Consider the following 24,275-nt stretch of genomic DNA (forward strand, 5'->3'; position numbering starts at 1 on the left):
GTTTCGTGTGCGCGGTGGCGGTACGACGCCGGGGCTAGCGAGCCGCCTCCGCAGTCAGCCGCTCCATGTGGGCGGCGAGGTCCTTGAGTACGGGATGGCGGTACAGGTCGGCCCACTTGAGCGGGGCGCCGATCTTCCCGATGCTGCGGACCGCCTTCATCGAGTCGCCGCCGAGTGCGAAGAAGTCGGCGTCGCGGCTGATGTCGGCGACGCCGAGCGTCTGCTGCCACACCTCGGCGATCCGCTGCTCCCAGGGGCCGCGCGGGGCGTCACCGGCGTCCGCGGCGGCCTCGGCGGCCTCCTCCGGGGCGGGCAGGGCCTTGCGGTCCAGCTTGCCGTTGGCGCTCAGCGGCAGCGAGTCGAGGACCACCATCGCCGCCGGGACCATGTAGGCGGGCAGCAACTCCCCCAAATAGCATCGCAGTCCGGCGGAATCCAGTGCGGCGGGCTCGCGCAGCACGACATAGCCCACCAGCTGCCGGTCGCCGACCGCGTCCGGCTGGGCGGCGACCACGGCGTCCTTGACCTCGGGGTGTTCGCGCAGCCTGGCCTCGACCTCGCCGAGTTCGATACGCAGTCCGTTGACCTTGACCTGGAAGTCCATCCGGCCGAGCAGCTCGATCTGCCCGTCGCGCCGGTAGCGCGCCAAGTCGCCTGTGCGGTAGAGGCGTTCACTCGTGACGGGGCCGTGGGACCAGTCCAGGAAGCGCTCCGCGGTGCGTTCGGGCTGGTTCAGATAGCCCTGCGCGAGGCCGATGCCGGCCAGGTGCAGATCCCCGGGTACGCCGACGGGTACGGGGTGGCCCGCGGGGTCGAGGATGTAGGTGCGCTGATTGGCCATCGGGCGGCCGTAGGGAATGCTGGTCCAGGACGGGTCGGTGTCCATCACCTCGTAGAGCGTGGAGTGGATCGACGACTCGGTGGCCCCGCCGAGGGCGATGAACCGCAGATCGGGTGCGATGCGGCGGACCCGGTCCGGCAGCGTCACGGGGATCCAGTCGCCGCCGAGCATCGCCAGCCGCAGTGCGGGAAAGGCGGTGGCCCCGTCCTGCTCGGCGTGCGCGGTCAGCAGGTCGAGGAGCGCGGGCGCGGAGTTCCACACGGTCACGCCGTGCGCGGTAAGCAGTTCCGCCCAGTGCGCCGGGTCCTTGATCCGCTCGCGGTCGGGCAGGACGACAGTGCCGCCCGCGAGGGGCATGCCGACCAGTTCGTACACGGACATGTCGAAGCTCGGTGAGGACAGCGCGAGGACGCTGTCGCCCGGCCCCACGCCGTAGCGGGTGTTGAGGTCGGCGAGGTTGTTGAGGACTCCGCGGTGGCGCAGCGCGATGGGCTTGGGCCGGCCGGTGGAGCCGGAGGTGAAGATGACGTAGCAGAGGTCGTCGGGGGTGACGTGGATGTCCGGCCGCTCGGGGGTCTGCGCATCGATGAGGTGGGCGTCACGGTCCACAAGGACCAGGGGGGTGTGCCCGGTGTCGACCGCGGCACCGAGGTTGGCGGCGAGGTCGCTGCGGCTGACCATGGCCACGCAGCCGGCGCCTTCCACCATGGTGGCCAGGCGCTGCGCGGGGTAGCCCGGGTCGAGCGGCACATAGGCGGCGCCGGTCTTGAGGACGGCGAGCAGGGAGACCAGCAGGTCGCTGGAGCGGTCGAGGCAGAGGCCGACCCGCGTGCCGGGAGCAACACCCGACTGGCGCAGGTGGCGGGCGAGTTGGTTGGCCGCCGTGTCGATGCGCGCGAAGCTCCAGCGCTCGGCGCCGTGCACGAGCGCGACGGCGTCGGGGCTCAGGGCTGCCCGCTCCTCGAAGCGGTGGTGTAGACAGCCCTCGTAGGCGAGGTCGGTGGCGGTGGCGTTCCAGTCGACGAGGATCGTGTGCTGTTCGTCCGGCGTGAGCAGGGCGAGCGTGGCGATGGCCTGGTCGGGTGCGGCGAGAGCCGCCGTGAGGAGCTTGGTGTAGTGGCCCAGCACGTGCCGGGCGGTGGCCGCATCGAAGAGGCTCTCGTCGTAGTGGACCTCGGCGTCCAGGCGTCCTGCGTCGCGGTGGACGTAGAGCGCGAGTTCGTGGCCTTCGCCGACCGGGGCTCCGCCGTCGGTTCCGGCCTCGCTGCCATCTGCGTGTGAGGCGCCGGCTCCCGTGTGGAAGGCGACCGTGGACGGCCCGCCCGCAGCGCTGGCGCGCACGGCATGCGCCAGGGACGACAAGGTGGCGTCGCCGTCCACGGTGACGCCCACCGAGGCGCCGGGTGCGGTGGTCACGGCGAATGCGGTCTGCCCTGTGTAGCGGAAGCCGAGCGCCGTGAAGCAGGCGAGCAGCACGGTTTCGCTCCCGATGCCTTCGCCCGCCGCGTAGGCGTCGAGGGCCCCGGCACAGGACTCCGGCAGACGCAGGTGCTCGGCCGCGGTGGGACAAGGGGTGGTGGTGCGGCGCGGGCGGTCGGTGGGCAGCAGCAGGGGCCCGGGCACCTCCGTGACGCCGTCCCGGTTCGGGTCCTCGCTGGTGGTGCGGTTCACAGCCTTGCTCCTGTCTCATGGGGGGGATGGCCGGCGAACGCCCCGGCCGGCTCGTCGTGGGCGAACGGCAGCGGGAAGCGGGCGCACAGCTCGGCGACTTCGCCGCGTACGCCGTCACGGACCCGCGGGTCGAGGTGGTACGCGGTGTCGCCGTCGGGCCTCGTGGCGTCGAGGACGGTGTCGACGAGGCGGGCGCACGCGGCCATCTCGGCCGGTCCCATCCCGCGCTGGGCCAGCAGGTTGGTGCCCAGGCGCAGTCCGCCCGCGACCAGGGGCGGTTTGGTGTCGCCGGGGATGCGGTTGCGGTTGGCGAGGATGCCGCACTCCTCCAGGGCGCGTTCGGCGACGACTCCGGTCAGACCCCGGTGCAGGACCCCGAGGAGCACCATGTGGTTGTCGGTGCCTCCGGTCAGGACGTGGTGACCGGAGGCGGTGAAGGCGGCCGCGAGGGCGGCCGCGTTCTCGACGATGCGGCGAGCGGTGTCCTTGAACTCCGGTGTGGTGACCAGGTCCAGGGCGCGCGCCTTGGCGGCGATGGCGGCCGGGCTGGGGGTGCCCTGGGAGCGCGGGAAGACGGCCTGCTGCATGAGGCGGGCCAGCGGGGTGTGCCCGTCGGGTCCCGCGGCGCGGTGCTCGCGTCCGCTCAGGATGAGGCCGCCGCGCGGGCCGCCGAGCTGCTTGTAGGTGCTGGTGGTCGTGATGTGGGCGTGGTCGATGGGACTGGGGTGTTCGCCGGTGACGACCAGGCCCGCGATGTGGGAGATGTCCGCGAGCAGGTAGGCGCCGACCGAGTCCGCGATGGCGCGGAAGCGGGCGAAATCGATGACGCGCGGGTAGGCGCTGGCGCCCGCGACGATGACGGCGGGACAGTGGGCGCGGGCCAGGTCGGCGACGGAGTCGTAGTCGAGGTGGCCGTGCTCGTCCAGGCCGTAGTGCACGGCACTGAAGTGACGTCCCGTCACGGAGGCGGGCGAGCCGTGGGTGAGGTGGCCGCCCGCGTCGAGGTCGAGTCCGAGGAGCACACCGCCGACCGGGATCAGGGCCGACAGGACACTGAAGTTGGCCGAGGAGCACGAGTGCGGCTGGACGTTGGCGTACTGCGCGCCGAACGCCTCCTTGGCGCGCTCCACCGCGAGCCGCTCGACCGCGTCGAAGTGGACCGCGCCGGGGTGGTAGCGGGCGCCGGGATAGCCCTCCGCCGTCACGTTGGACAGTGCGGCGCCGCCCGCCGCGAGGACCGAGGGGTCGGCGGCACTGGCCGAGGCGATCATGGCGAGGGTGGCCGCCTGGTGGTCGACCTCCGCGTCCAGGAGCGCGGCGAGTTCGGGGTCAGCGCGGCACAGCAGGTCCACGCCCCGGCGCAACAGCCTGGTCTGGGAGGTTTCCTGACCACCTGTCACAGCAGGCTCGGGGGCGAACGTCACAGCAGCTCCTCGAGGGTCTTCCACACCAGCGCCCAGTCGTCGGCGAGGTACATGTGGCCGCCCGACATCTCCAGCTCGCGGTAGGCGGCGGAGGTGAACGTGGACCAGTCCCGCCACTGCGGCACCGGGACCATCGCGTCCGCGTCGCCCCGGATGGCGGTGAGCGGCACGGGCAGCGGTGCGCGTGGGGCGGGTTCGTAGGCGTTCAGGAGCTGTACGTCGGCGCGCAGCACGGGCAGCAACAGGGCGCGCAGCTCGGGGTGGTTGAGGGACTCGATGTCCTGCCCGACCATCGCCTTCAGATCGGTGACGGCCTGCTCGTCGTCGTCGGCCGAGACCGGGCGCACCTCGCGGTGGCGCGGGCTGACGGAGCCGCTGACCACGAGGTGCTCGGGCAGCGGGCCGCCGTGCTCGACGAGGTACTGGGTGGCCTCGTAGGCGAGGATGGAGCCGAAGCTGTGCCCGAAGACGGCGTACGGTTCGTCGCCGACGGTCCCGAGCAGACGGGTAGCGACGTCCTGCGCGGCGGCGGCGATGGTTGCGTAGAAAGGTGCCCCGTACTCCTCCTCACGGCCCGGGAGCTGGATCGGGACGGCCTCGAGGCGGCCCGTGGACAGGGTGCGCCAGGGGCGGTAGACGCTGGCGCCCGCACCCGCGTACGGGAGACAGATCAGCTTGGTCATGCGTGGTTCCTTCAGTGCGGGGGCGCGGTGGCGAGCCGCTCCAGGTGGGTGTCGAACGCGGCGGTCAGCTCGGCGAGCCGGCCGGCCCAGAAGCCACCCTCGGGGGCCTGGACCAGCACGTCGAAGGCGTTGCCCTCGACCTCGCACACCTGCATCTGCACTTCCGCCTGGACGCCCACGGGCTTGACGGGCACCGTCCACAGTCGGGCGGGCCCGGCCGGGTGCACGGTGCGCTGCCAGCTCTGATAGGCGAACAGCGCCTGGAACAGCGGCATGCGGCGGGAGCGGCTGGTGCGACAGGCGGCCACGATCTGCTCGCAGGGAAGATCGAGATGGAGCACCGCCTCGACCACGGCATCCCACGCCCGGTCCGCCGCATCCGCGCGGTCCAGGCCACGCAGTCGGACGGGCGCGGTGTTCAACAGGCAGCCGACCTCGTGGTCCTGGTCGGGGCCGCGGGTGGCGATGGGCGTGCCGACACAGAAGTCGGCGGCGCCGGTGAGCGAGGCCAGGGCCTGCCCGAAGGCGGTGAGCAGCAGGGCGTACGGTGTCTTGGCGCCTTCCCTGGCCCGTTCGCGCAGGGCGGCCGCCCGCTCAGCGGAGCAGCCGGTGCGGTGTTCCACGAGTCCGCTCCTGGCCAGGTCGGGCGGGCTCAGCTGGGATCCCTCGCAGGGCAGGTCGGCGACGCCCGCCAGGGCCGTGCGCCAGCGCGCGACGAGTTCGTCGTGCCGGTCGGCGTCCAGCGGTGTGACCGCGGCGCGGGGGCGCGGCGGCAGGTGCGGGTCGGCGCCGCTCACCGCCTGGGCGTAGGCCTCGGCGAGGTCGGCGGCGAAGATCTCGTGCGAGAGGCCGTCGAAGGCGATGTGGTGGACGGCGACATACAGCGTCGCGCCGTCCTCGTCCGGTGCCACGGCGGTCCAGTGCAGGATGGCCCGGGCCAGGTCGAGGCCGGTCTCGTCGAGCCGGGCCGCGACGGCGTCGAAGCCGGTGCCTGCCGCGAGCCGGACGGCCGATCGGGCGGGCGCCGCGGGGAGCGGCTTGCGGACCAGGTGCTGTTCTTCGACGACGAACGCGGTGTGCAGCGCCTCGTGGGCCCGGACCACGGCGTCGACGGCCCGGTCGAGGGCGGGCAGGTCGACGGTGCCTTCGATGCGGATCCGGCCGAGCGCGAGGTTGGCGGCGGCGCCCCTGGCGATCTGTTCGGCGAACCAGAACTGGCGTTCGGGGGGCGAGGCGGGCCCGGTGCGGAGCTGGGCGGTGCACGGGGAGTCGGTCATCAGCACACCGTGTATCCCGCGTCGACCGTCACGGTGCTGCCCGTGACATGGCGGGTGGCATCGCAGCACAGCCAGAGCGCGGCCTCGGCCACATCGACCGGATCCACCAGCGTGTTCATGGGCTGCTGTTCGGTGAAGAGCTCCTCGTGTCCGGCGAGCGGCACGTCCAGGGCCCGGGCGACCTCGCTGAGCATGCGGCCCTCGACGGCGGGCTCGTCGCGGATGTTGCCGGGGCACACCGCGTTCACCCGGATTCGGTGGGGGGCGTAGTCCAGGGCAGCGGCCTTGGTCAGCCCGATGAGCCCGTGCTTGGCGGCGACGTAGCCGGCGAAGTTCCGGTAGCCGACGAGCCCCGCGGTGGAGGCGATGTTCACGATCGATCCCGTTCTGCGCTCGATGAACAGCGGCGCGAAGAGCTTGGTCATCCGCCAGGCCCCGCTCAGGTCGATGTCGAGCAGCAGCTGCCACTCCTCCTCACTGGTCTGGTGGACGGGGCGGCCCGAAGGGGCCACCACGCCCGCGTTGTTGACCAGCGCGTCGACCTGCCCGAAGCGGTCGACGGTGCGCTCGCGGACCTGCTCGAGCGCGGCCAGGTCGCGCACGTCCGCGGCGGCGGTGAGGACCTCGACCCCGTGCTTGCGGCACTCCTCGGCGGTGTGCTGCAGCTGGCTCTCGCTGGCCAGCGGGTAGGGCACGCCGGGGGTCGTCGCGCTGGGCACGTCGACCAGGACCAGGTCGGCGCCCTCGGCGGCGAAGGCGGTGGCGCAGCTGCGGCCGACACCGCGGCCCGCTCCGGTGATGACGGCGACCTTGCCCTCGAGCCGGCCGCCGCGGGTGACCTCCGTGCTAGCCATGGGCGGGCTCCTCTTCCATGTCCTGCTCCTCGGCTTCGGCGGTGGGCCTGGCGTCCATGTCCCGCAGGGCGCGGCTGCGCAGCGAGACGAGGATCAGTACGAAGTACGCGGTGCCGAAGCAGCCGAGCGCGGCGGTCAGGCCGATGCCGTCCACGGCCCAGCCTGCGCACAGGATGCCGAGCGGCGCGGCGGCCATCGCGACGGCGCCGGAGAGCCCGAAGACCCGGCCGCGCAGCTCCTCGGGGACGCGCTCGAGCATCACGGTGCTCAGGACAGGGTTGAGCGGCCCGGCCGCGAGCCCGCTCACGAAGGTGATCGCCACCATCAGGAACGGCCCGGGGTGCAGCACCATCAGCAGGCGCAGGGACGCGATGACCGCGAAGCAGCCGAGCAGGGTGTAGCGGCGGCTGGTGAGGAAGCGGCGGCTGAGCACCGGGTACAGGAAGGTGCCCGCGATGGCGCCGCACCCGGAGGCCGCGAGCAGCCAGCCCAGGTACTGGCCGTCACCGAGCACCTCCTTGGCGTACACCGGCAGCATGAGTGGGGTGAACGCGTCGTCGAGGAAGTTGGTGACGAAGACGAAGGCCGTCATCGCGCCGATCACGGGAATCGTCCTGACCAAGGCGAAGCCCTCGGTCAGCTGGCGGAAGAAGCTGAGCTTCTCTCCCCCGCCGCCGGCGGCCTTGGCCGGTGGCACCGCGAGGGCCACCAGGATCGAAGCGATGAGGAACGAGGCTGCGTCGACGTACATGCCGACGACCGATCCCGAGACCGCGATGAGCAGTCCGGCGAGCGGCGCGCCGGCCACCAGGCCCAGGCGCGGTGCCGCCTGGAACCAGGAGTTGGCGCTCTCCAGGCGGACCTGGGCGCCGTCGGCCAACGGTTTGACCAGGCTCAGGCGGGCCGCCTGGGCGGGTGTCGCGACGACGGTCCGGCCGAACAGCAGGCCCATCAGAAGCGGCAGCGGCAGCCCGGCGGTCTGGTCGAGGAGCGGGATGAGCCCGATCAGGATACCGGCGAACAGGTCGGACAGGACGCTCATGCGGCGCCCGCCGATCCGGTCGATGAACACGCCGCCGACGGCGCCCGCGAAGATCAGCGGAAGCGCGTTGGCGAAGCCCGCGAGGCCGGTGGCGATCGAACTGCCGGTGGCGCCGAGGACGTAGAGCGGGACCGTCACGATGGTGACGGCGTTGCCGAAGGCCGACAGGTACTGCGCAGTCAGCAGGGCGGTGAGCGGACCTCGCCGCCGGGCGGGCGCGGCGGCCGCGGTGGTTCGGGACTCGTTCACGCCTGCTCCTGCCGCCGGGTGCCGGCCGCGGACGTGCGTACGTCACCGGGTCCGGCCGATACGTCACCGAGTCCGGCTCGTACGTCGCTGAGTTCGGCGAAGAGCCGGTCCATCTGCTCCTCCGTCACCCCGGTGATGCCGGGGACGTGCTCCGGCTCGCCGTCGCTCTCGAGCAGGGCCGTGAGGTCGGCGGCTGCGCGTGCCGCGGCGGCGCGCACGGTGGTCTCGGCGACGCGTGCCGGGGCGAAGAGCCAGCGGAAGACGGCCTGGTTGCCGCGGATGCCGACGGCGACGTCGACGTCCACCCCCGCGGTGGCGCGCGCGTGGTCGTCGGCGTCGAAGGCTTCGGCGCCGAACTCGCCCGCGCCGCGGAACAGTCCCTCGCTCGCGTCGGCCGGGTCGGCCAGCGCGCCGAGGTAGTTGACGACGATCCGGGGGGCAGGGAGCTTCGCGAACCGGTCGCGCAGCGCGGCGTCGACCGAGCAGCGCAGCAGTCCGTAGGTCTTGCCGCCGTCGGGGACGTGCCCCAGGGCGGTGGCGACCGAGGCAAGGTCGTCGTGAACGCTTGCGCCAGTGAGCGGCAGGTGCAGCGGGTAGGGGCAGGAGTAATAGCCGACCGCGCGCGCCGGGTCCCAGCCGCGCAGCGTGGGCAGCGGTTCGCGGCCCAGGCCGATGGTGGAGACCACCACCTCGGCGGTGTACGGGCGCAGCGCGCGGGCGACGGCGGTGAACGCCTCGGCCCGCAGCGGCCCTGACCGACCGGTCAGTGGCACGGTCACCTCGAACTGCCGTGTTCTCGCGGCCGGTTCGGGGTCGGGCGTACCCCAGTCGACAGGACGGACCGCGGCGAGGCGCCCGCTCCAGTAGTCGGCCTGCGGGGCCGGGTCGACGTCCCGGACGGCGGCCGCGTACTGCAGTGGGCCCGCGGGTTCGAGGATCAGGCTCTGGCCGCGGTAGGCGCGGGCCAGGTCGCCGACGACGACACTCCAGGACATGCCGTCGATCACCAGGTGGTTCGCACTGATCACCACTTGGTCGGCATCTGCCGTATCGGGCTGGCCAGGGATCAGGCTCACGGCGAAGAGCTCGCCGCGTTCCGCGTCGAAGGCCGCGCGCTGGGCGCGGGCCACCTGCCGGGGGTCGGCACCGGGCGTCTCGACGCGCCAGGACCAGGCGGCGCCGGTGCGGGCACGCCGCCCGTCCGGGCCGGTGTGGAACTGCGTGGCCAGGCCAGGGTGCGCGGCGACCACCGCCTTGGCGGCGGCCTCCAGACGGGCTGCGTCCAGCGGCTCCTTTGCCTGCAGGACGAAGGTGTGCGCGAAGGACTCGACCCGCTCGAGCCCGGCCTCGTACAGCAGCTCCTGTTCGGGCCCGAGCGGCCCTACCGGCGCGTGCAGCTCCTCCCCGGCCGCCTGGGCGTCGCGGGCGAGCAGCACCCGGGCGAGTGCGCCGAGGGTCGCGTTGCTGAAGACGTCTCTCAGGGTGGCGGGCAGCCCCTCGGCCTTGAGCAGGTGCGTCAGCCGCACCGCGAGCACGGAGGTGCCGCCGACCTCGAAGAACACGTCCTCGGGCCGGGCCTGGGGCACCCCGAGGGCGGCGCACCAGGCGCGTTCGATGCGCTCCAGGCCGTCCACGGGCGCCGTGGCGCCCAGGTCTGCGGCCGTCGTGAAAACGGAGGCCACCGGTGAGGCGGGCGGCACGGTGCGGGTGCGCAGCGGGGTGTCGGGGGAGGTCGCAAAGAGCTCCACGAGCTGCAGCAGCCGTCGGGCCATGCGCTCGATGGTGGAGGGCAGGAACAGGGCGGTGCGGTACTCGATGCGCCCGTACATCACCCCGTGCACCTGCCACCAGGCCACGGTCATGTCCATCGAGGAGATGCCCTCGGGGACGGCGTTGGCGTACACGTCGGCGCCCGGCACCCGGAACAGCACGGAGTCGCCGAGGTTGAGCTGCACCAGCATGGTCTGCAGCAGCGGGTAGTGGGACACCGAGCGGCCGGGTGCGGCCGCCTCCACGATCTCTCCGAAGGGCACCTCGCGGTGGTCCTGCACGGCGACGGAGCCCTCGACGGTGGCGGCGAGCACCTGGGCGGGGGGGGGGGGGGTTCTCCGGCAGCCGCACCCGGATCGGCACGTTGGTGAGCAGGAAGCCGATGAGGTCCTGCACGGCGTCCTCGCTGCGGGTGACGCTCGGGACGCCCACGACGATGTCGCGCGCTCCGGTCTCCTCGTGCAGCAGCGCTACGTAGGCGGCCGTCATCGCGGTTGCCATGGTGGTGCGGGCTTCGGCGGCCCGGTCCACGAACGCGGCGGCGACATCCTCGTCGAGGATGAACTGGTACTGCTCGCCGGCGTGGTCGGAGGTGTCGGGCGTCGCATCGTAGGGCAGTGGCAGCCGCTCGGGGGCGCCGTCGAGATACGTACGCCAGAAGGCGCGGTGTTCGGCTCCCTTGGGGCCGGCGAAGCAGTCGCGCTGCCACTGGGCGTAGTCGCCGAACTGCACAGGCAGGTCCGGGACTTGGGGCTCGGTGCCGTCGAGGACGGCCCGGTAGTGCTCGATCAGTTCGTGGTTGAGGCGCACATAGGACCACTGGTCGGTGAACGAGTGCGGCATCGTCTCGACCACTTGGTAGTCGTCGTGCGCGACCCGGACCACCGCGAGCCTGAGCACCGGGTCGTGGCGCAGGTCGAAGGGGCGGCGCACCTGCTCGGCGACGAACGCGGCGCGGCGCTCCTCCACCTGATCGTCGGGGCCGTCGGACACATCGGTGAAGGTGACTTCGGCGCCGCGGTCGGCGTGCACCTTCAGGTACGGCCGGCCGTCCTCCGTCTCGATGCCGGAGCGCAGCAGTTCATGGCGGCGGGCCACGGCGTGCGCGGCCGCGGTGAACGCGTCCAGGTCGAAGGTGCCGCGGAAGCGGAGCCCGAAGCCGAGGGTGTAGGTGGTGGTGCCGGGGTCCAGCTCGTCCAGGATCCACAGCCGTTCCTGGTCCATGCCCAGCGGGAACCGGTCGCGGGGGCCCGGCCGAGGGCGCAGTGCCGGGCCCGAGCGGGCGGCGGCAAGCCGGTTGGCGAGCGCGGCGCGCTGGGCGGGGCTCAACCGGGCCAGGCGGTCGGCGGCCGTGGCGGCCGGTGCGCCGGGGGTGGCCCGGCGCGGGGCCGGGTCGCTCTGCGTCATGCGCGCACTCCTTGCGGGTCCTGCTGCTCTTGCGGGTCTTCGGCCGTCTGGGCCTGCGTCGGGTCCGGGTCGGCGGAGAGGGCGAGCAGCTGAGGCAGGCCCGCGAGGACGTCCGCCGCGGGGAGCCCGAAGTCGACGAGGTGGCCGACCTCGTCGGCGCCCGCGTCGCGCAGTTCGGCCAGCACCGCCCGGGCCTTGTCCGGGGTGCCGAGGAGGGAGGGCCCCTGCAGGAAGTCGAGGTAGGCGCTCTCCAGGAGGACCTCCTCGTCCTGCTCGGACTCGGTGGTCTGGCTGCGGAACGACCGCAGGTAGGCGTGCATGGCGGGGCGCAGGAACTCTTCGAGGTCCGGCCGGTCGCTGACGTAGGAGTGCGCCATGACGACCACGTCGCCGTCGCCTTCGTGGCCGGCCGCCCGCCAGGCGGCGCGGTAGCGGGCGACGTTCTCGCGCAGCGCCTTGAGCGTCTGGCCGAGCAGTGCGGTCATGATGCCGTAGCCCGCCCGGCCCGCCGCCTCGAAGGTCGCGGGGTTGCCCGCGGCGGTGAGCCATACCGGCAACTCCGCCTGGACGGGCCGAGGCTGGGTGCGTACCTCGGCCTTGCCGCCCGCCGTGGTCGGGTAGCTCACGGCCTCGCCGCGCCAGTGGGCGCGGACGTGCTCGATGGTGCGTGCGGTGACCTCGCGCCGGTCTGCGTAGTCCTCACGGGCCAGGACGAAGTCGTCCGGGTGCCAGCCGCTGGCGAAGGAGACACCGGCGCGGCCGCCGGAGAGGTTGTCGACCAGTGCCCAGTCCTCGGTGATCCGCGCCGGGTGCTGCAGCGGTGCGGCCACGCTGCCCGCACGGATGCCGAGCCGCTCGGTGGACACGGCGACGGCGGCGCCGAGGACGGCGGGGTTGGGCGAGAACCCGCCGAAGTCCACGAAGTGCCGCTCGGGCAGCCAGATCGCGTGCAATCCGGCCTGGTCCGCCTGCTTGGCGGCCTCCAAGACCAGCGGGTAGTAGTCGGCGGCCGCGTGCGCGCTGGCGCTCGCGAAGAAGTACAGGCTCTGCCGCTTGGGGAGCAGCACGTGCTTGGGCTGCGACGCGCCGACGGGCTCGGCCGTGGGGCTCGCCTCGCGGCGGCGCAGGTTCTCGCTCAGGCGCTTGCGCTGCTCGGGGGTGAGCTTCTGCAGGCGCTGGGACAGCTCGCTCATGCCTCTTCCTCCAGGGTGCCGCTGCCGTTCTCGATCTCGTCGAGGAGCCGAAGCAGTTCGTCGTCGTCGCGCTCGGCGATCAGCGCCTCGGCCCGGGCGGTGAAATCACCGAGGGACGAGTTCTCGTACAGGTCCTGGAGTCGCAGGGTGAGGAACAGTTCGTTGTTGACGACCGTGATGAGCTGGGCTGCCTGCAGCGAAGTCCCGCCCAGCGAGAAGAAGTTGTCCTCGGGGCGCAGAGGAGCGCCGCCGAAGGCGCTCTGCCACAGGCCGGTGATGACGGCCACCGCACCCTCGCTCTCCGCCTGCTCCAGGTCGGCCTCGGCCGCGTATGCGGCGCTCGGCTGCGGGAGTTCAGCGGGCGCCCCGGCAGTGTCCGGTACGACGCCGCAGGCTGCCGTCTCCGTGGTCACGGGCCGGACGGTCGGCTCCACCCAGTGCCGGGTGGCGGCGAAGGGGTAGCCGGGCAGCCGGACCACGGCCCGGCCGTCCGCGATGCCGAGGTCCACCGCGCAGCCGGCCGTCCAGAGCTGCGCCAGGGCGTCGCGTACCGCTGTCGGCTCGTCGTCATTTGCGTCCCCGAGCAGGTCGGTGATGAGCGGGTCGGCGCCCTGGCGCCGGGCGCACTGGCGGGCCAGGTTGGTCAGGGTCCGGCCCCGGTGGACGCCGAGCACGACGTCGGGCTGCGCCTCCAGGACGGTGCGCAGCGCGTCGTCGAGGCGGACGGTGGAGCGCAGCTGGCGTGCCCAGTAGCCGGGGTCGGTGGCCTGCTCGTCGGTGAGGGCGGCGCCGGTGAGGTTGGAGACGACGATCAGGCCCGGCCTCGGGGCGTGCAGGGTGAACCGGACCAGGAAGCGGGCGAATTCGTCGGCCGCCGCCGTCATCGAGCGGGAGTGGAAGGCACGGGTGGTGGCCAGGCGGGTCGCGGAAATGTGCTGCTCGCGGCAGCGCCGCTCCAGTTCGTCGACCGCGTCCTGGTCCCCGCCGAGCACGGTGTTGTCGGGCGCGTTGAGCCCGCACACATCCAGCGGCAGGCCCTCGACGAGACGGGCGGCGGTGGTTTCGTCCGCGCGGACGGCCGCCATCACGCCCTGCTCGGCGCCCGCCATGAGGCGGCCTCGCTCGACCACGGCGGCCACCGCGTCGTCGAGGGTGAAGACCCCGGCGTGTGCGGCGGCGGCCAGCTCGCCGACGCTGTGGCCGAGCAGGAGGGTGGGTCGGATGCCGTGCCGCTCAAGCAGGCGCAGTCCGGCCGTGCTCAGCACGAACAGCAGGGGCTGGACAACGGCGGTGTCGGTCAGGCGCGGGTCGTCGACCGTCCAGTGCCCGAAGCTGCTCAGGTCCGGTCCGCCGGCGGCGGACACCTTCGCGCACAGCTCCGAGAGGTCCGCCCGGAAGGCGTCGTCGGCAGCCGCGTACTGCGTGCCCGCCCCGGCCAGCGACACGCCCTGGCCGGGCAGCAGGGCGGCGATGTGGGGCTGGGCGGTCACGGTCCGGCCGCGGCCACCTTCGGCGAGCGCGTCCAGGCCGGTCAGCAGGTGCTCGCGGGCCGCTGCCGTGTCCGCGGGCAGGGCGGTGGCCCAGCGCACGCCGAGGGAGCGCCGTCCGTGCGCCAGGGTGGCGAGAACGTCGGTCAGCGAGGTGTCCGCGCCGAGGCCCCGCAGCCATTGCGCGAGCGAACGGGCTTTGTCCGCAAGGGCGTTGTCGGTCCCGGCGGACAGCACCGCGGCGCCGGGACGGGCTTCCTCGGTGGCGGCCGGGGCCGGCGGCACGGAGGCGGGCGCGACGACGACGTGGGCGTTGGTTCCGCCCAGGCCGAAGGAGCTGACCGCCGCATACCGCGGCTGGCCGTCGCCCCAGGGCTCGGCCTTGCGCGGGATGAAGAAGCGGGGCGAGCCGAGCGCGACGTCGGGACCGTCGCCGGGCTGCGCCGCGATCGGCGGGACGGTGCCCCGCTCCACGGCAAGCACGGTCTTGATGAGACCGACCACACCGGCGGCGGTGTCGCAGTGCCCGATGTTCGGCTTCACCGCGCCCAGCGCGCACGGCCCGTGGCTCGCGTCGACGCCGTACACCTCGGCCAGGGCGGCGAGTTCGATGCGGTCGCCGAGGACGGTGCCGGTGCCGTGGGTCTCCACATAGCCGATGTCGCCGCCGGTGAGTCCGGCCGATTCCAGGGCCTCGCGGATGACATCGGCCTGGCCCCGGGGGCTGGGCGCCACCAGGCTCATGCGGTCGGCGCCGTCGTTGTTGACCGCGCTGGCGACGATGTGCGCACGGGCGCTCCCGGTGTGCCGTCCGTCGACATCGGCCGCCCGGCGCAGCACCACGATGCCGGCGCCGCTGGAGGGTACCGTGCCCAGGCTGCCTTCGGTGAAGGTGCGGCAGCGGCCGTCCGGCGAGACGATGCCTCCCTCGGTGTACTCGTAGGTGGGCCGCTCGACGGGGTGGACGGTGACGCCGCCCGCGACCGCGATGTCGCATTCGTAGGTGAGCAGGCTGCGAACGGCCTGGTGCACGGCGACCAGCGAGGTGGAGCAGGCCGTCTGCACGGTCATGCTCGGCCCGGTCAGACCGAGCCGGTACGAGATGGCGGTGGCCAGGAAGTCACGGGAGTTGCCGATCTGGAGCTGCTCCTGGCCATGCACCCGGGCCAGCTGCCCGTCGGTGAGGACATTCGCGTGCAGATACGCGTCCGGGCCGCATCCGGCGAATACACCCACCTGGTCCGTACCGGCCGAAGGGTCGATCCCGGCGTCCTCCAGCGCCTCCCACACGAGTTCCGTGAGGACCCGGTGCTGGGGGTCGGTCAGCGCCGCCTGGGCGGGGGTCATGCCGAACAGCTCCGCGTCGAACTCGGCGAAGCGGTCGATCTGGCCCGCGCGCAGCGGCCCGGCAGGCGTGCCGGACGCGTCGGCGGCGGGCAGGCCGACCCGGCCGTCGACGAGGCCGGCCCAGAAGGTCTCCGGGTCACCGGCGCCCGGCACCCGAAGGGCGAGGCCCACGACCGCTACCGCGTTGTCCAAGTCGGTCATGCCGAAACTCCTCCAGGCTTGCTTGCGTTCGTGGCCGAGCCGCCACGGGACTCGACGGCCGCCGCGAGGCGGCGTGGGGTGGAATGGCGGAAGATGTCCCGCAGCCGTACGTCGGGGAACCCGTTCTTGCGCAGGGCCGCGTTCAGCTGGACGGCCAGCAGCGAGTTGCCGCCCAGTTCGAAGAAGTTGTCATCGGGGCCGACCGGCACACCGATGACCTGCCGCCAGACGGCCGCCAAGGCCGCCGGTCCGCTGTCCTCGTCGCCACTCGCGGCATCCGGCACATCACCGGGTGCCTGCGGGGTCGTCTGTGGGGTTGGGGTGGTCAGGAGGGGGTCGGGCAGGCGGGCTGTGTCGAGTTTCCCGTTCGTGGTGAGTGGTAGTTCGGGCACGGTGGTGAGCGTGGCGGGTACGAGGTGCGCGGGGAGCCGGCCGGCGGTGCGTTGCTTGATCTGCGCTGGGTCGGCGTCGGGGGCGGTGACGACGTAGGCGTCCAGGCGGGCGGTCGCCGTGCCCGCGCCGCGTACCACGACGGCGGCGGCCCGTACGTCGGTGTCGTCGAGGAGGGTGGTGCGGATTTCGGCGGGTTCGATGCGGTGGCCGCGGATTTTGACTTGGTCGTCGAGGCGTCCGAGGTGTTCGAGGGTGCCGTCGTCCTGGTAGCGGCCGAGGTCGCCGGTGCGGTAGAGGGTGTGGCCTAGGTTGTGGGGGTCGGGCAGGAAGCGTTCGGCGGTCAGTTCGGGCCGGTTGTGGTAGCCCAGGGAGACGCCGGCGCCGCCGACGTAGATTTCGCCGGGGGTGCCGAGCGGCAGGGGGCGCTGCTGGTCGTCGAGGAGGTGGAGCTGCCAGCCGGGCAGGGGGCGGCCCACCGAGCGGGAGCCGGTCAGGGCATCTGCGCGGGTGAGGGTGTGCCAGGTGCAGTGCACGGTGGTCTCGGTGATGCCGTACATGTTCACCGCCCGGCATCGGGTGGGCGGGTAGCGGTCCATCCAGGGCAGCAGGGTCGCTGTGTCCAGGGGTTCCCCGCCGAAGATCAGCAGACGGACGGCCAGTTCCTGGCCGGGGTCGGTGAAGGTCTCGGCGCGGGTCAGCTGGGAGAACGCGCTGGGGGTCTGGGAGAGCACGGTGACCTGTTCACGGGCGAGCAGGGCGTGGAATTCCTCGGGGTCCCGGGCGCTCCAGTGGTCGACGACCACCAGCCGGCCGCCGGTCAGCAGACAGCCCCAGATCTCCCATACCGAGAAGTCGAAAGCGAAGGAGTGGAAGAACGACCACACATCCCCCGCGTCCAGGGCGAACTCGGTGCGGGTCGCGGCCAACAGGGCCATCACATTGCGGTGGGAGACCAGCACGCCCTTGGGCCGGCCGGTCGAGCCGGAGGTGTGGATGACATACGCCGGTGACCGCGGGTCGATGACCGGCAGCACGAGGTCGGTGGCGGTGGGCTGGGCGTGGACGTCCACCACCCGCACCGAGGCGGCCAGCTCGGCGGGCAGCCGGTCACCGACCACCACCTCCACCCCGGTGTCCTCGACCACGAACCCCAGGCGCTCCACCGGATAGGACGCGTCCAACGGCACATACACCGCGCCGGCCTTGAGTACCCCGAGCAAAGCGACGATCAGCTCGACACCCCGCTCCAGACACACCCCCACCCGGTCACCAACGCCTACCCCCGCCTCGGCCAGCACACCCGCCAGCAGAGACGACCACGCATCCAACTCCCCATACGACACCCCCACACCCCCACCCGACACAGCCACCCGGTCAGGGGTGATGCGGGCCTGCGCGGAGAAGGCAACCGGAATGCTGATCGAGGAAACAGACAAAGGTGCGCCATGCCCGGTGGAGATATCTCCAAGAGGTGTTTCCACTTGTGTGAACGCAGAGCCGGGGTGACTGTCGGCGGGGGTGAGGATCTCCGCTTCGGCTTCACTGGACACGAGTCAACAGCCCCCGGGGTTGAGATTATCCATCGCGCACTCAGGTGGTCGCTCGGTGGAACCTATATCGAAATGCGAAGCAAAAGGAAGGGCTCCGGGTCGCCTTGTGGAGAGGCGTTCTCAATGTCCGCACATGCCGCATTTTTGGGTGCGGGATACTATGTCATGTACCGGAATAGTGCCAGGTGAGGTGAATCACGCGCTCGTTTCGCTTGAGGCGAGATTTCCTTGACACGTCGCCCGACGGCGTAAGAGCATCAAGGAAACGTCTGGTGCGGGGGGGGGGGGGGGGGGGGGGGGGGGGGGGGGGGGAATTCCGCTCTACTATCGGTCTTGCCACAATGTGCGGCCGGAAGCTCCACGACGCGACGTCCCGTGTATTTTCGAGAACGCTTTCTTGGATTTCGTGACGGAGGATCGAGCGGATGACATCCGGTGTGCCTGAAAATTTCGTCCAGGACGTGAAGGCCATTTGGCTTGAGGTTCTGGGAGCGGAAGCGGATTTCGACTCCGGATTTCTGGAGAACGGTGGGGACTCGTTCCGTGCGGTGTTGTTCACCGCGCGAGTCTTCGAAGTCACGGGCCAGGAGATGGCCTACCTCGACGTGCTCGAGGCCACCGGAGTGGGGGCGCTGTGCGCGCTCGTCTGACCCCGAGCCAGTCCGACCTCTATCTCGCGGACCGGGGCGCCGACGACCCCACGACCTATTACGTCGGTCTGGCCTACCGCATCGAAGGAACCCTGGACGAGACAGAGCTGCGGGCCCGATTCGAGCGGCTGCTCGCCGCCCACCCGATGCTGACGGCACGCGTGGAAGAGAGCGGCGACGGCTGGTACTTAGCCCCCGCGGAGCGTGTCCCCGCCCTGCATGTCTCAGCGGTCCCACTCGACGCGGACAGCCCCCTGGCTGCCCGGCGGATACGCCAGGAGTGCCGGCGCCCCATGGACCTGGATCACGGGCCGCTGCTGCGGGCCGTGCTGCTGCGCTACCCCGACCAGCGGGCCGATCTCGTCGTGGTCGCCCACCACTTGGTCGTCGACGAACCCTCGGTCGAGCTCATGGCCCGCTGGCTGCTCACCGGTGAGGAGAGCGAAGCCGCGCAGAGCTTCTCCGACTGGGGCACGGGCACCGCGCTCACCCCGGAGCGCGCAGCGCGGGCGGCCGGGCTGCAGGACGAGCTGACGGCCGCGGACCTCGCCCCGGGCCTCGACTGGGCCACCCCGCCCGCGGGGTCGGACGCGACCGGCGGGGCGCTCGACGAGTTGAGGCTGCCGGCCGGCCTGTGGGAAGGGGCGCGGACCCTCGCCGCCGATCTGCGGACCTCGCCGTACTCGCTGATGACCGCGGCGGCGGCCCTGGTGTTAGGACGCAACTCCCATGCCGCGCGACCGGTCCTCGGGGCGACGGTCTCGCGCCGCACGCCGCGACACGCCGCGGCGGTCGGGTACTTCAACTCCACCGTGCCCATCCCGTTCGACCTCGACGAGCAGCTCACTGTCGCCGACTTCCTGCGGGCGGCCCATGCCAGGTCCGTACGGGCGTACCGCGACGCGGACCTGCCCCTGTCGGCGGTTCTGCCGAAGACGGCGGGCGGGGGACCCCGGCTCGTTGTCGTCCCCACCACTGCGCTGCCCACGCTCACCACCAACACTGCGCGCTGCACCCCGCACCCCGCTCTCGACCTCGGGACCGCGCAGTTCCCGCTCGCCCTCTATCTGCAGCAGGACACCGACGGGCTGCACGGGCTGCTGAGGTATCAGCGCGCCCGCGTCTCGGCGAGTGCGGCTGAACGGTTCTGCCGCCAGGTGGAGAGGGCTGTCGCCGCCTTCGTAGTGGACCCGGACCAGGCGCTCGGCCAGGCCGTCACCGTGCTCGCCACCGACGGGCCGCAGCCCGCCGAAGCCCTCGAAGTAGCAGACCTTTCGTTACCGGAGCTCTTCGCCCGGCACGTTGCCACCGGCCCTGACCGGGTGGCTGTGTCGGGTGGGGGTGTGGGGGTGTCGTATGGGGAGTTGGATGCGTGGTCGTCTCTGCTGGCGGGTGTGCTGGCCGAGGCGGGGGTAGGCGTTGGTGACCGGGTGGGGGTGTGTCTGGAGCGGGGTGTCGAGCTGATCGTCGCTTTGCTCGGGGTACTCAAGGCCGGCGCGGTGTATGTGCCGTTGGACGCGTCCTATCCGGTGGAGCGCCTGGGGTTCGTGGTCGAGGACACCGGGGTGGAGGTGGTGGTCGGTGACCGGCTGCCCGCCGAGCTGGCCGCCTCGGTGCGGGTGGTGGACGTCCACGCCCAGCCCACCGCCACCGACCTCGTGCTGCCGGTCATCGACCCGCGGTCACCGGCGTATGTCATCCACACCTCCGGCTCGACCGGCCGGCCCAAGGGCGTGCTGGTCTCCCACCGCAATGTGATGGCCCTGTTGGCCGCGACCCGCACCGAGTTCGCCCTGGACGCGGGGGATGTGTGGTCGTTCTTCCACTCCTTCGCTTTCGACTTCTCGGTATGGGAGATCTGGGGCTGTCTGCTGACCGGCGGCCGGCTGGTGGTCGTCGACCACTGGAGCGCCCGGGACCCCGAGGAATTCCACGCCCTGCTCGCCCGTGAACAGGTCACCGTGCTCTCCCAGACCCCCAGCGCGTTCTCCCAGCTGACCCGCGCCGAGACCTTCACCGACCCCGGCCAGGAACTGGCCGTCCGTCTGCTGATCTTCGGCGGGGAACCCCTGGACACAGCGACCCTGCTGCCCTGGATGGACCGCTACCCGCCCACCCGATGCCGGGCGGTGAACATGTACGGCATCACCGAGACCACCGTGCACTGCACCTGGCACACCCTCACCCGCGCAGATGCCCTGACCGGCTCCCGCTCGGTGGGCCGCCCCCTGCCCGGCTGGCAGCTCCACCTCCTCGACGACCAGCAGCGCCCCCTGCCGCTCGGCACCCCCGGCGAAATCTACGTCGGCGGCGCCGGCGTCTCCCTGGGCTACCACAACCGGCCCGAACTGACCGCCGAACGCTTCCTGCCCGACCCCCACAACCTAGGCCACACCCTCTACCGCACCGGCGACCTCGGCCGCTACCAGGACGACGGCACCCTCGAACACCTCGGACGCCTCGACGACCAAGTCAAAATCCGCGGCCACCGCATCGAACCCGCCGAAATCCGCACCACCCTCCTCGACGACACCGACGTACGGGCCGCCGCCGTCGTGGTACGCGGCGCGGGCACGGCGACCGCCCGCCTGGACGCCTACGTCGTCACCGCCCCCGACGCCGACCCAGCGCAGATCAAGCAACGCACCGCCGGCCGGCTCCCCGCGCACCTCGTACCCGCCACGCTCACCACCGTGCCCGAACTACCACTCACCACGAACGGGAAACTCGACACAGCCCGCCTGCCCGACCCCCTCCTGACCACCCCAACCCCACAGACGACCCCACCCTCACAGACGACCGTCGAGGCCCGCCTGGCCGCAGTGTGGGAGGACGTTCTGGGCATCCCCGTGGGCCCGCAGGACAACTTCTTCGAGATCGGCGGCAACTCCCTGCTCGCCTCCCGGCTGCGCACGGCGCTGCACCAGGCCGGGTTCACCTCGGTGCAGCTGCGTGACATCTACCGCAACTCTTCGCTTCCGGCCCTCGCCGACTTCGTACGGGCGGGCCACAGCGGCGTCAAGGAGCCTTCGTGACCGACCGACCGGCAACTCCAGGGCAGCTGCGGTTCTTCGTGCTCGACCAGCGGGACGGCAGAGCCTCGGTCCTCAACCACCTCGTCATCGACGGCCCGGTGGCAAGCGCCCGGATCACAGCAGCGGTGCGCGCCGTCATCGAAGCGCAGCCCGCCCTGCGTACGTCGCTGCACATGACCGCGGACGGCCTGACGCAACGGGTCCACCCCGCCTCGGTCGTGGAGGTCGAGACGGTGGAGGCGGACGGCAGCGACGACGCCCTGCTGCCCGCGCTCATCCATGCGGCGGGCGCCCCCTTCGTCCATGGGGCGGGGCCGCTGTGCCGGGTCCGGATCCTTGTCGGCCCGGAACGCACGCACTGTCTGATCGGTACACATCACGCGATCTTCGACGACGATTCGCCGGCCATACTGCTGCGCCAGCTGTCCGCCGCGTACGACGGGGGCGGCACGCACCTGCCCGCCGCGCCGCACCCGGCCGCACCCGACCCTCACCTCGCGGACCAGGCACGGGAGTTCTGGTCGGAAACGCTTTCGGCCTGCCCCGAGGACACCGCACTCCCGCTGACCGGCATCCCGGACAGCACCACAACCGGTGTGCTGTCCCTTGAGATCGGCCCGGAGCTCACCACCCGCATGCAGGCACTCACCCGGGAATGCGGCGCCACCCCCTTCGCCCAGCTCATCGCGGCGACCGCGATGGTGATGGGCTGGTATACGAGCCGCGACGACCTGGTCCTCGCGACCGTGGCCAGCGGACGCAACACCACCGACCAGGACATGATCGGCTGTCTGCAGAACACCGTGCCGGTGCGCCTGAAGTTCGACAAGGCGGACACCGAAGAGGTCCTCGACCGCACCATGGACGCTCTGTTCGACGCGGTGGAGCACGCGAGCCTGCCCATCGAGGACATCCTCGACACGGCCGGAGTGCGGCGCCGGCCGGGCCGCAAGCCGCTGACCCAGATCCTGTGCGCGCAGACGGTCGAGTCCGCTCCCCTGGACGCGGCCGGGCTGCGCTGGCGGCTCACCCAGTCCGCACCCGCCGAGGCCGAGTACGACCTCGCCCTGACCCTCCGCCACGCCCTCGACGGCACCATGCGCCTCGAGATCGGCCACCGGCACGCGGCCCTCACCACACAGGCGGCCGAGCGGTTCGGGCAGCACCTGCTCGGTGCCCTCTCGGCGCTCTGCGACGAGGGTCCCGCACGCCCGCTGGCCGAGCTGTCGTTCCTCACGCTCCAAGAGCGGGCGCAGCTCACAGACCTGGCCAGCGGCCACGCACCGCTCACCCAGACAGCCCTGCCGCAGGCACCGGTGCACGTACTCGTCGACGAGCAGGTATGCCGTACCCCCTCGGCCACCGCCGTCATATCCGGCGCCGAGACCCTGACGTACGCCGAACTCGACACACGCGCCCGACAGTTGGCGGCGACACTGATCGAGGCCGGGGTCCACCCCGGCGACCGGGTGGGCGTCTCACTCCCCCGCACACCGGACATGGTCGTGGCACTCCTGGCGGTGTGGCGGACAGGCGCGGCCTATGTCCCGCTCGACCCCGACTATCCGGCCGACCGCCTGCGCTACATGGCCGAGGACGCCGCACTCGCCGCCTCGGTCGCCCCAGCCCCCCTGATCCCCGGGGTGGTGAACCTGCGCCCCGACGCCAAGTGCCATAGGCAGCCCGCCACTTGGCCCCACGTGGAGCCGCAGGACGCCGCGTACCTGATCTACACCTCGGGCTCGACGGGACGCCCCAAGGGGGTCGTCATCCGACATGCAAACCTGTGCGCGCTGTTCGACGCCTTCGACCGCGAGCTGGGCGGCGGCCCGCTGCCAGTGACAGTCGCGGGCACCAGTCTGTCCTTCGACATCAGCGCCCTCGAACTGCACTGGCCGCTGGCACGCGGCGGTACGGTCCTGGTGACCAGCCACCGCACGGTGACGGACGCCCCCGTCCCGCAGGGCGCGCTGTACCAGTGCACGCCGACCGTCGCCCGCATCCTGGCCACGGACCCGGACGGCTCCCGTCTGCTCACGCGTCTGGGCGCCCTGCTGGTGGGCGGGGAGCCGCTGGCCGCCGACCTGGCACGGGAGTTGGCCACGCTGGTGCCGGGCCCCGTCCTCAACTGCTACGGCCCGACCGAGACCACGGTCTGGTCGACGCTGTGGCGCGTTCCCGCGCAGCCCGACGGCCCGGTGCGCATCGGTCGGCCGCTGTTCGGCGAGCGCTGCCATGTGGTGGACGCCCACGGCCGGCTCCTCCCGACGGGCGTTCCGGGGCGGTTGATGATCGCTGGGGTGGGCGTCGGCGACGGCTACTGGCAGCAGCCCACGCTGACCGCCGAACGCTTCGCCCCGCTGCCCGACGCGGGCGAACAACTCGCCTACGACACCGGTGACCTGGCGGTCCTCGAAAGCGACGGCGACCTCCGCTTCGTCAGCCGGGGCGACACCCAGGTCAAGGTCCGGGGCCAGCGCATCGAGCTGGAGGAGATCGAGTCGGCGCTGCGGAGCCATCCCGAGGTGCGGGACGCTGCCGTGGCGGTGCTGCCCGACGGCACGGCGGTGGCGGCCTTCATCACGCCGACGTCCCCCCGGCTCACGGCAGGTCCCGGCCCACGCGCCGCCGACGCCGGATTCGCCGCGGCGTTGCACGCGCACGCCTCGCAGTGGCTCACGGACGCCATGGTGCCAGGCACCTGGCTGACGGTGGCCGCCCTCCCCCAACTCCCCAATGGCAAACTGGACCGCGCGGCGGTCGCCTCCTGGAGCACGCAGTACGCGGCGCGCCCTTCCAACGGGGCCCCGGTCGCGTCCGCCGGGCCGACCGACGGACCAGCCGGCATGATCCTGGCCGTCTGGAGCGAGGTGCTCGCCACTCCGGTCACCGATCTCGACGCCACGTTCTTCGATCTGGGGGGCAACTCCCTGGGCCTGCTCCGCGTTCTGGCGGCTCTGCGCGGCCACCACCCGTCCCTGCAGGCGGCCGACCTGTTCCGGCACACGACGGTACGCGGCCTGGCCGCCCACCTGACGCCCCCGGAAAGCGGGGCCGCCGCGCCGCATCCGCTCGCCTCCCCCACAGCCGTAGCCCAGGGACCGGCCCCTGGGCGCGGAGCCGCCCGCGCCCAGGCACTGGCCCGCTGGAAGCGCCCCGCACGCCGAGAAGGCTGAGGGCCGCGTGCCCGCGTCCGCCCAC

Annotated in this window: 13 protein-coding genes and 1 pseudogene; 3 read left to right on the forward strand and 11 right to left on the reverse strand. The window is 72.3% G+C overall.

The window, feature by feature from the left end:
* Window positions 1-34: 34 nt before the first annotated feature.
* The 11 genes and pseudogenes from QFZ74_RS01650 to QFZ74_RS01700 form a co-directional block, all read right to left on the reverse strand.
* Complete coding sequence (locus QFZ74_RS01650; RefSeq protein WP_307618979.1) at window positions 35-2,512, reverse strand: amino acid adenylation domain-containing protein; 2,478 nt, start codon at window positions 2,510-2,512, stop codon at window positions 35-37.
* The gene (glyA, locus tag QFZ74_RS01655; protein ID WP_307618980.1) at window positions 2,509-3,936 is read right to left on the reverse strand and encodes a serine hydroxymethyltransferase; all 1,428 of its coding nucleotides are present in this window, start codon (window positions 3,934-3,936) and stop codon (window positions 2,509-2,511) included. The genes QFZ74_RS01650 and glyA overlap by 4 nt, the downstream gene beginning before the upstream one ends.
* Entirely contained in the window at window positions 3,933-4,619 is a 687-nt protein-coding gene (locus QFZ74_RS01660; protein WP_307618981.1) for a thioesterase II family protein, read from the reverse strand. Before QFZ74_RS01660 ends, glyA begins: the two co-directional genes overlap by 4 nt.
* 11 nt (window positions 4,620-4,630) lie before the next feature.
* Window positions 4,631-5,896 (reverse strand): condensation domain-containing protein, encoded by a 1,266-nt coding sequence (locus QFZ74_RS01665; protein ID WP_307618982.1) that lies wholly within the window; start codon window positions 5,894-5,896, stop codon window positions 4,631-4,633.
* On the reverse strand, window positions 5,896-6,750 hold the full coding sequence (locus QFZ74_RS01670) for an SDR family oxidoreductase (protein WP_307618983.1): 855 nt from the start codon (window positions 6,748-6,750) through the stop codon (window positions 5,896-5,898). Before QFZ74_RS01670 ends, QFZ74_RS01665 begins: the two co-directional genes overlap by 1 nt.
* Window positions 6,743-8,041 (reverse strand): MFS transporter, encoded by a 1,299-nt coding sequence (locus tag QFZ74_RS01675; RefSeq protein ID WP_307618984.1) that lies wholly within the window; start codon window positions 8,039-8,041, stop codon window positions 6,743-6,745. Before QFZ74_RS01675 ends, QFZ74_RS01670 begins: the two co-directional genes overlap by 8 nt.
* The gene (locus tag QFZ74_RS01680; RefSeq protein WP_307618985.1) at window positions 8,038-10,125 is read right to left on the reverse strand and encodes a condensation domain-containing protein; all 2,088 of its coding nucleotides are present in this window, start codon (window positions 10,123-10,125) and stop codon (window positions 8,038-8,040) included. Before QFZ74_RS01680 ends, QFZ74_RS01675 begins: the two co-directional genes overlap by 4 nt.
* Window positions 10,126-10,213: 88 nt before the next feature.
* Window positions 10,214-11,218, reverse strand: a pseudogene (locus tag QFZ74_RS30370) (condensation domain-containing protein); the annotation flags it as partial.
* On the reverse strand, window positions 11,215-12,411 hold the full coding sequence (locus tag QFZ74_RS01690) for a MupA/Atu3671 family FMN-dependent luciferase-like monooxygenase (RefSeq protein ID WP_307618987.1): 1,197 nt from the start codon (window positions 12,409-12,411) through the stop codon (window positions 11,215-11,217). The pseudogene QFZ74_RS30370 and the gene QFZ74_RS01690, both read right to left, overlap by 4 nt.
* Complete coding sequence (locus QFZ74_RS01695) at window positions 12,408-15,446, reverse strand: type I polyketide synthase (RefSeq protein WP_307618988.1); 3,039 nt, start codon at window positions 15,444-15,446, stop codon at window positions 12,408-12,410. The genes QFZ74_RS01690 and QFZ74_RS01695 overlap by 4 nt, the downstream gene beginning before the upstream one ends.
* Window positions 15,443-17,389 (reverse strand): non-ribosomal peptide synthetase, encoded by a 1,947-nt coding sequence (locus QFZ74_RS01700; RefSeq protein ID WP_307618989.1) that lies wholly within the window; start codon window positions 17,387-17,389, stop codon window positions 15,443-15,445. Before QFZ74_RS01700 ends, QFZ74_RS01695 begins: the two co-directional genes overlap by 4 nt.
* Window positions 17,390-17,814: 425 nt before the next feature.
* Between QFZ74_RS01700 and QFZ74_RS01705 the strand changes: the two genes are divergently transcribed.
* Genes QFZ74_RS01705 through QFZ74_RS01715 form a run of 3 tightly spaced genes read left to right on the forward strand, consistent with a single transcriptional unit; the run spans window position 17,815 to window position 24,250 of the window.
* Complete coding sequence (locus QFZ74_RS01705; protein ID WP_307618990.1) at window positions 17,815-18,039, forward strand: phosphopantetheine-binding protein; 225 nt, start codon at window positions 17,815-17,817, stop codon at window positions 18,037-18,039.
* A complete protein-coding gene (locus QFZ74_RS01710) occupies window positions 18,024-21,074 on the forward strand; it encodes an amino acid adenylation domain-containing protein (protein ID WP_307618991.1) in 3,051 nt (1,016 codons plus the stop codon). Before QFZ74_RS01705 ends, QFZ74_RS01710 begins: the two co-directional genes overlap by 16 nt.
* A complete protein-coding gene (locus QFZ74_RS01715) occupies window positions 21,071-24,250 on the forward strand; it encodes an amino acid adenylation domain-containing protein (protein WP_307618992.1) in 3,180 nt (1,059 codons plus the stop codon). The genes QFZ74_RS01710 and QFZ74_RS01715 overlap by 4 nt, the downstream gene beginning before the upstream one ends.
* Window positions 24,251-24,275: the final 25 nt, after the last annotated feature.

The organism is Streptomyces sp. V3I7, from assembly GCF_030817495.1.
Classification (GTDB): Bacteria; Actinomycetota; Actinomycetes; order Streptomycetales; family Streptomycetaceae; genus Streptomyces.

What these genes read in the sequence shown, in the direction of transcription:
- QFZ74_RS01670 (WP_307618983.1), bottom strand. Translation starts at nt 6,750, where the DNA reads ATGGCTAGCACGGAGGTCACCCGCGGCGGCCGGCTCGAGGGCAAGGTC.
- QFZ74_RS01695 (WP_307618988.1), bottom strand. Translation starts at nt 15,446, where the DNA reads ATGACCGACTTGGACAACGCGGTAGCGGTCGTGGGCCTCGCCCTTCGG.
- QFZ74_RS01660 (WP_307618981.1), bottom strand. Translation starts at nt 4,619, where the DNA reads ATGACCAAGCTGATCTGTCTCCCGTACGCGGGTGCGGGCGCCAGCGTC.
- QFZ74_RS01705 (WP_307618990.1), top strand. Translation starts at nt 17,815, where the DNA reads ATGACATCCGGTGTGCCTGAAAATTTCGTCCAGGACGTGAAGGCCATT.
- QFZ74_RS01690 (WP_307618987.1), bottom strand. Translation starts at nt 12,411, where the DNA reads ATGAGCGAGCTGTCCCAGCGCCTGCAGAAGCTCACCCCCGAGCAGCGC.
- QFZ74_RS01665 (WP_307618982.1), bottom strand. Translation starts at nt 5,896, where the DNA reads ATGACCGACTCCCCGTGCACCGCCCAGCTCCGCACCGGGCCCGCCTCG.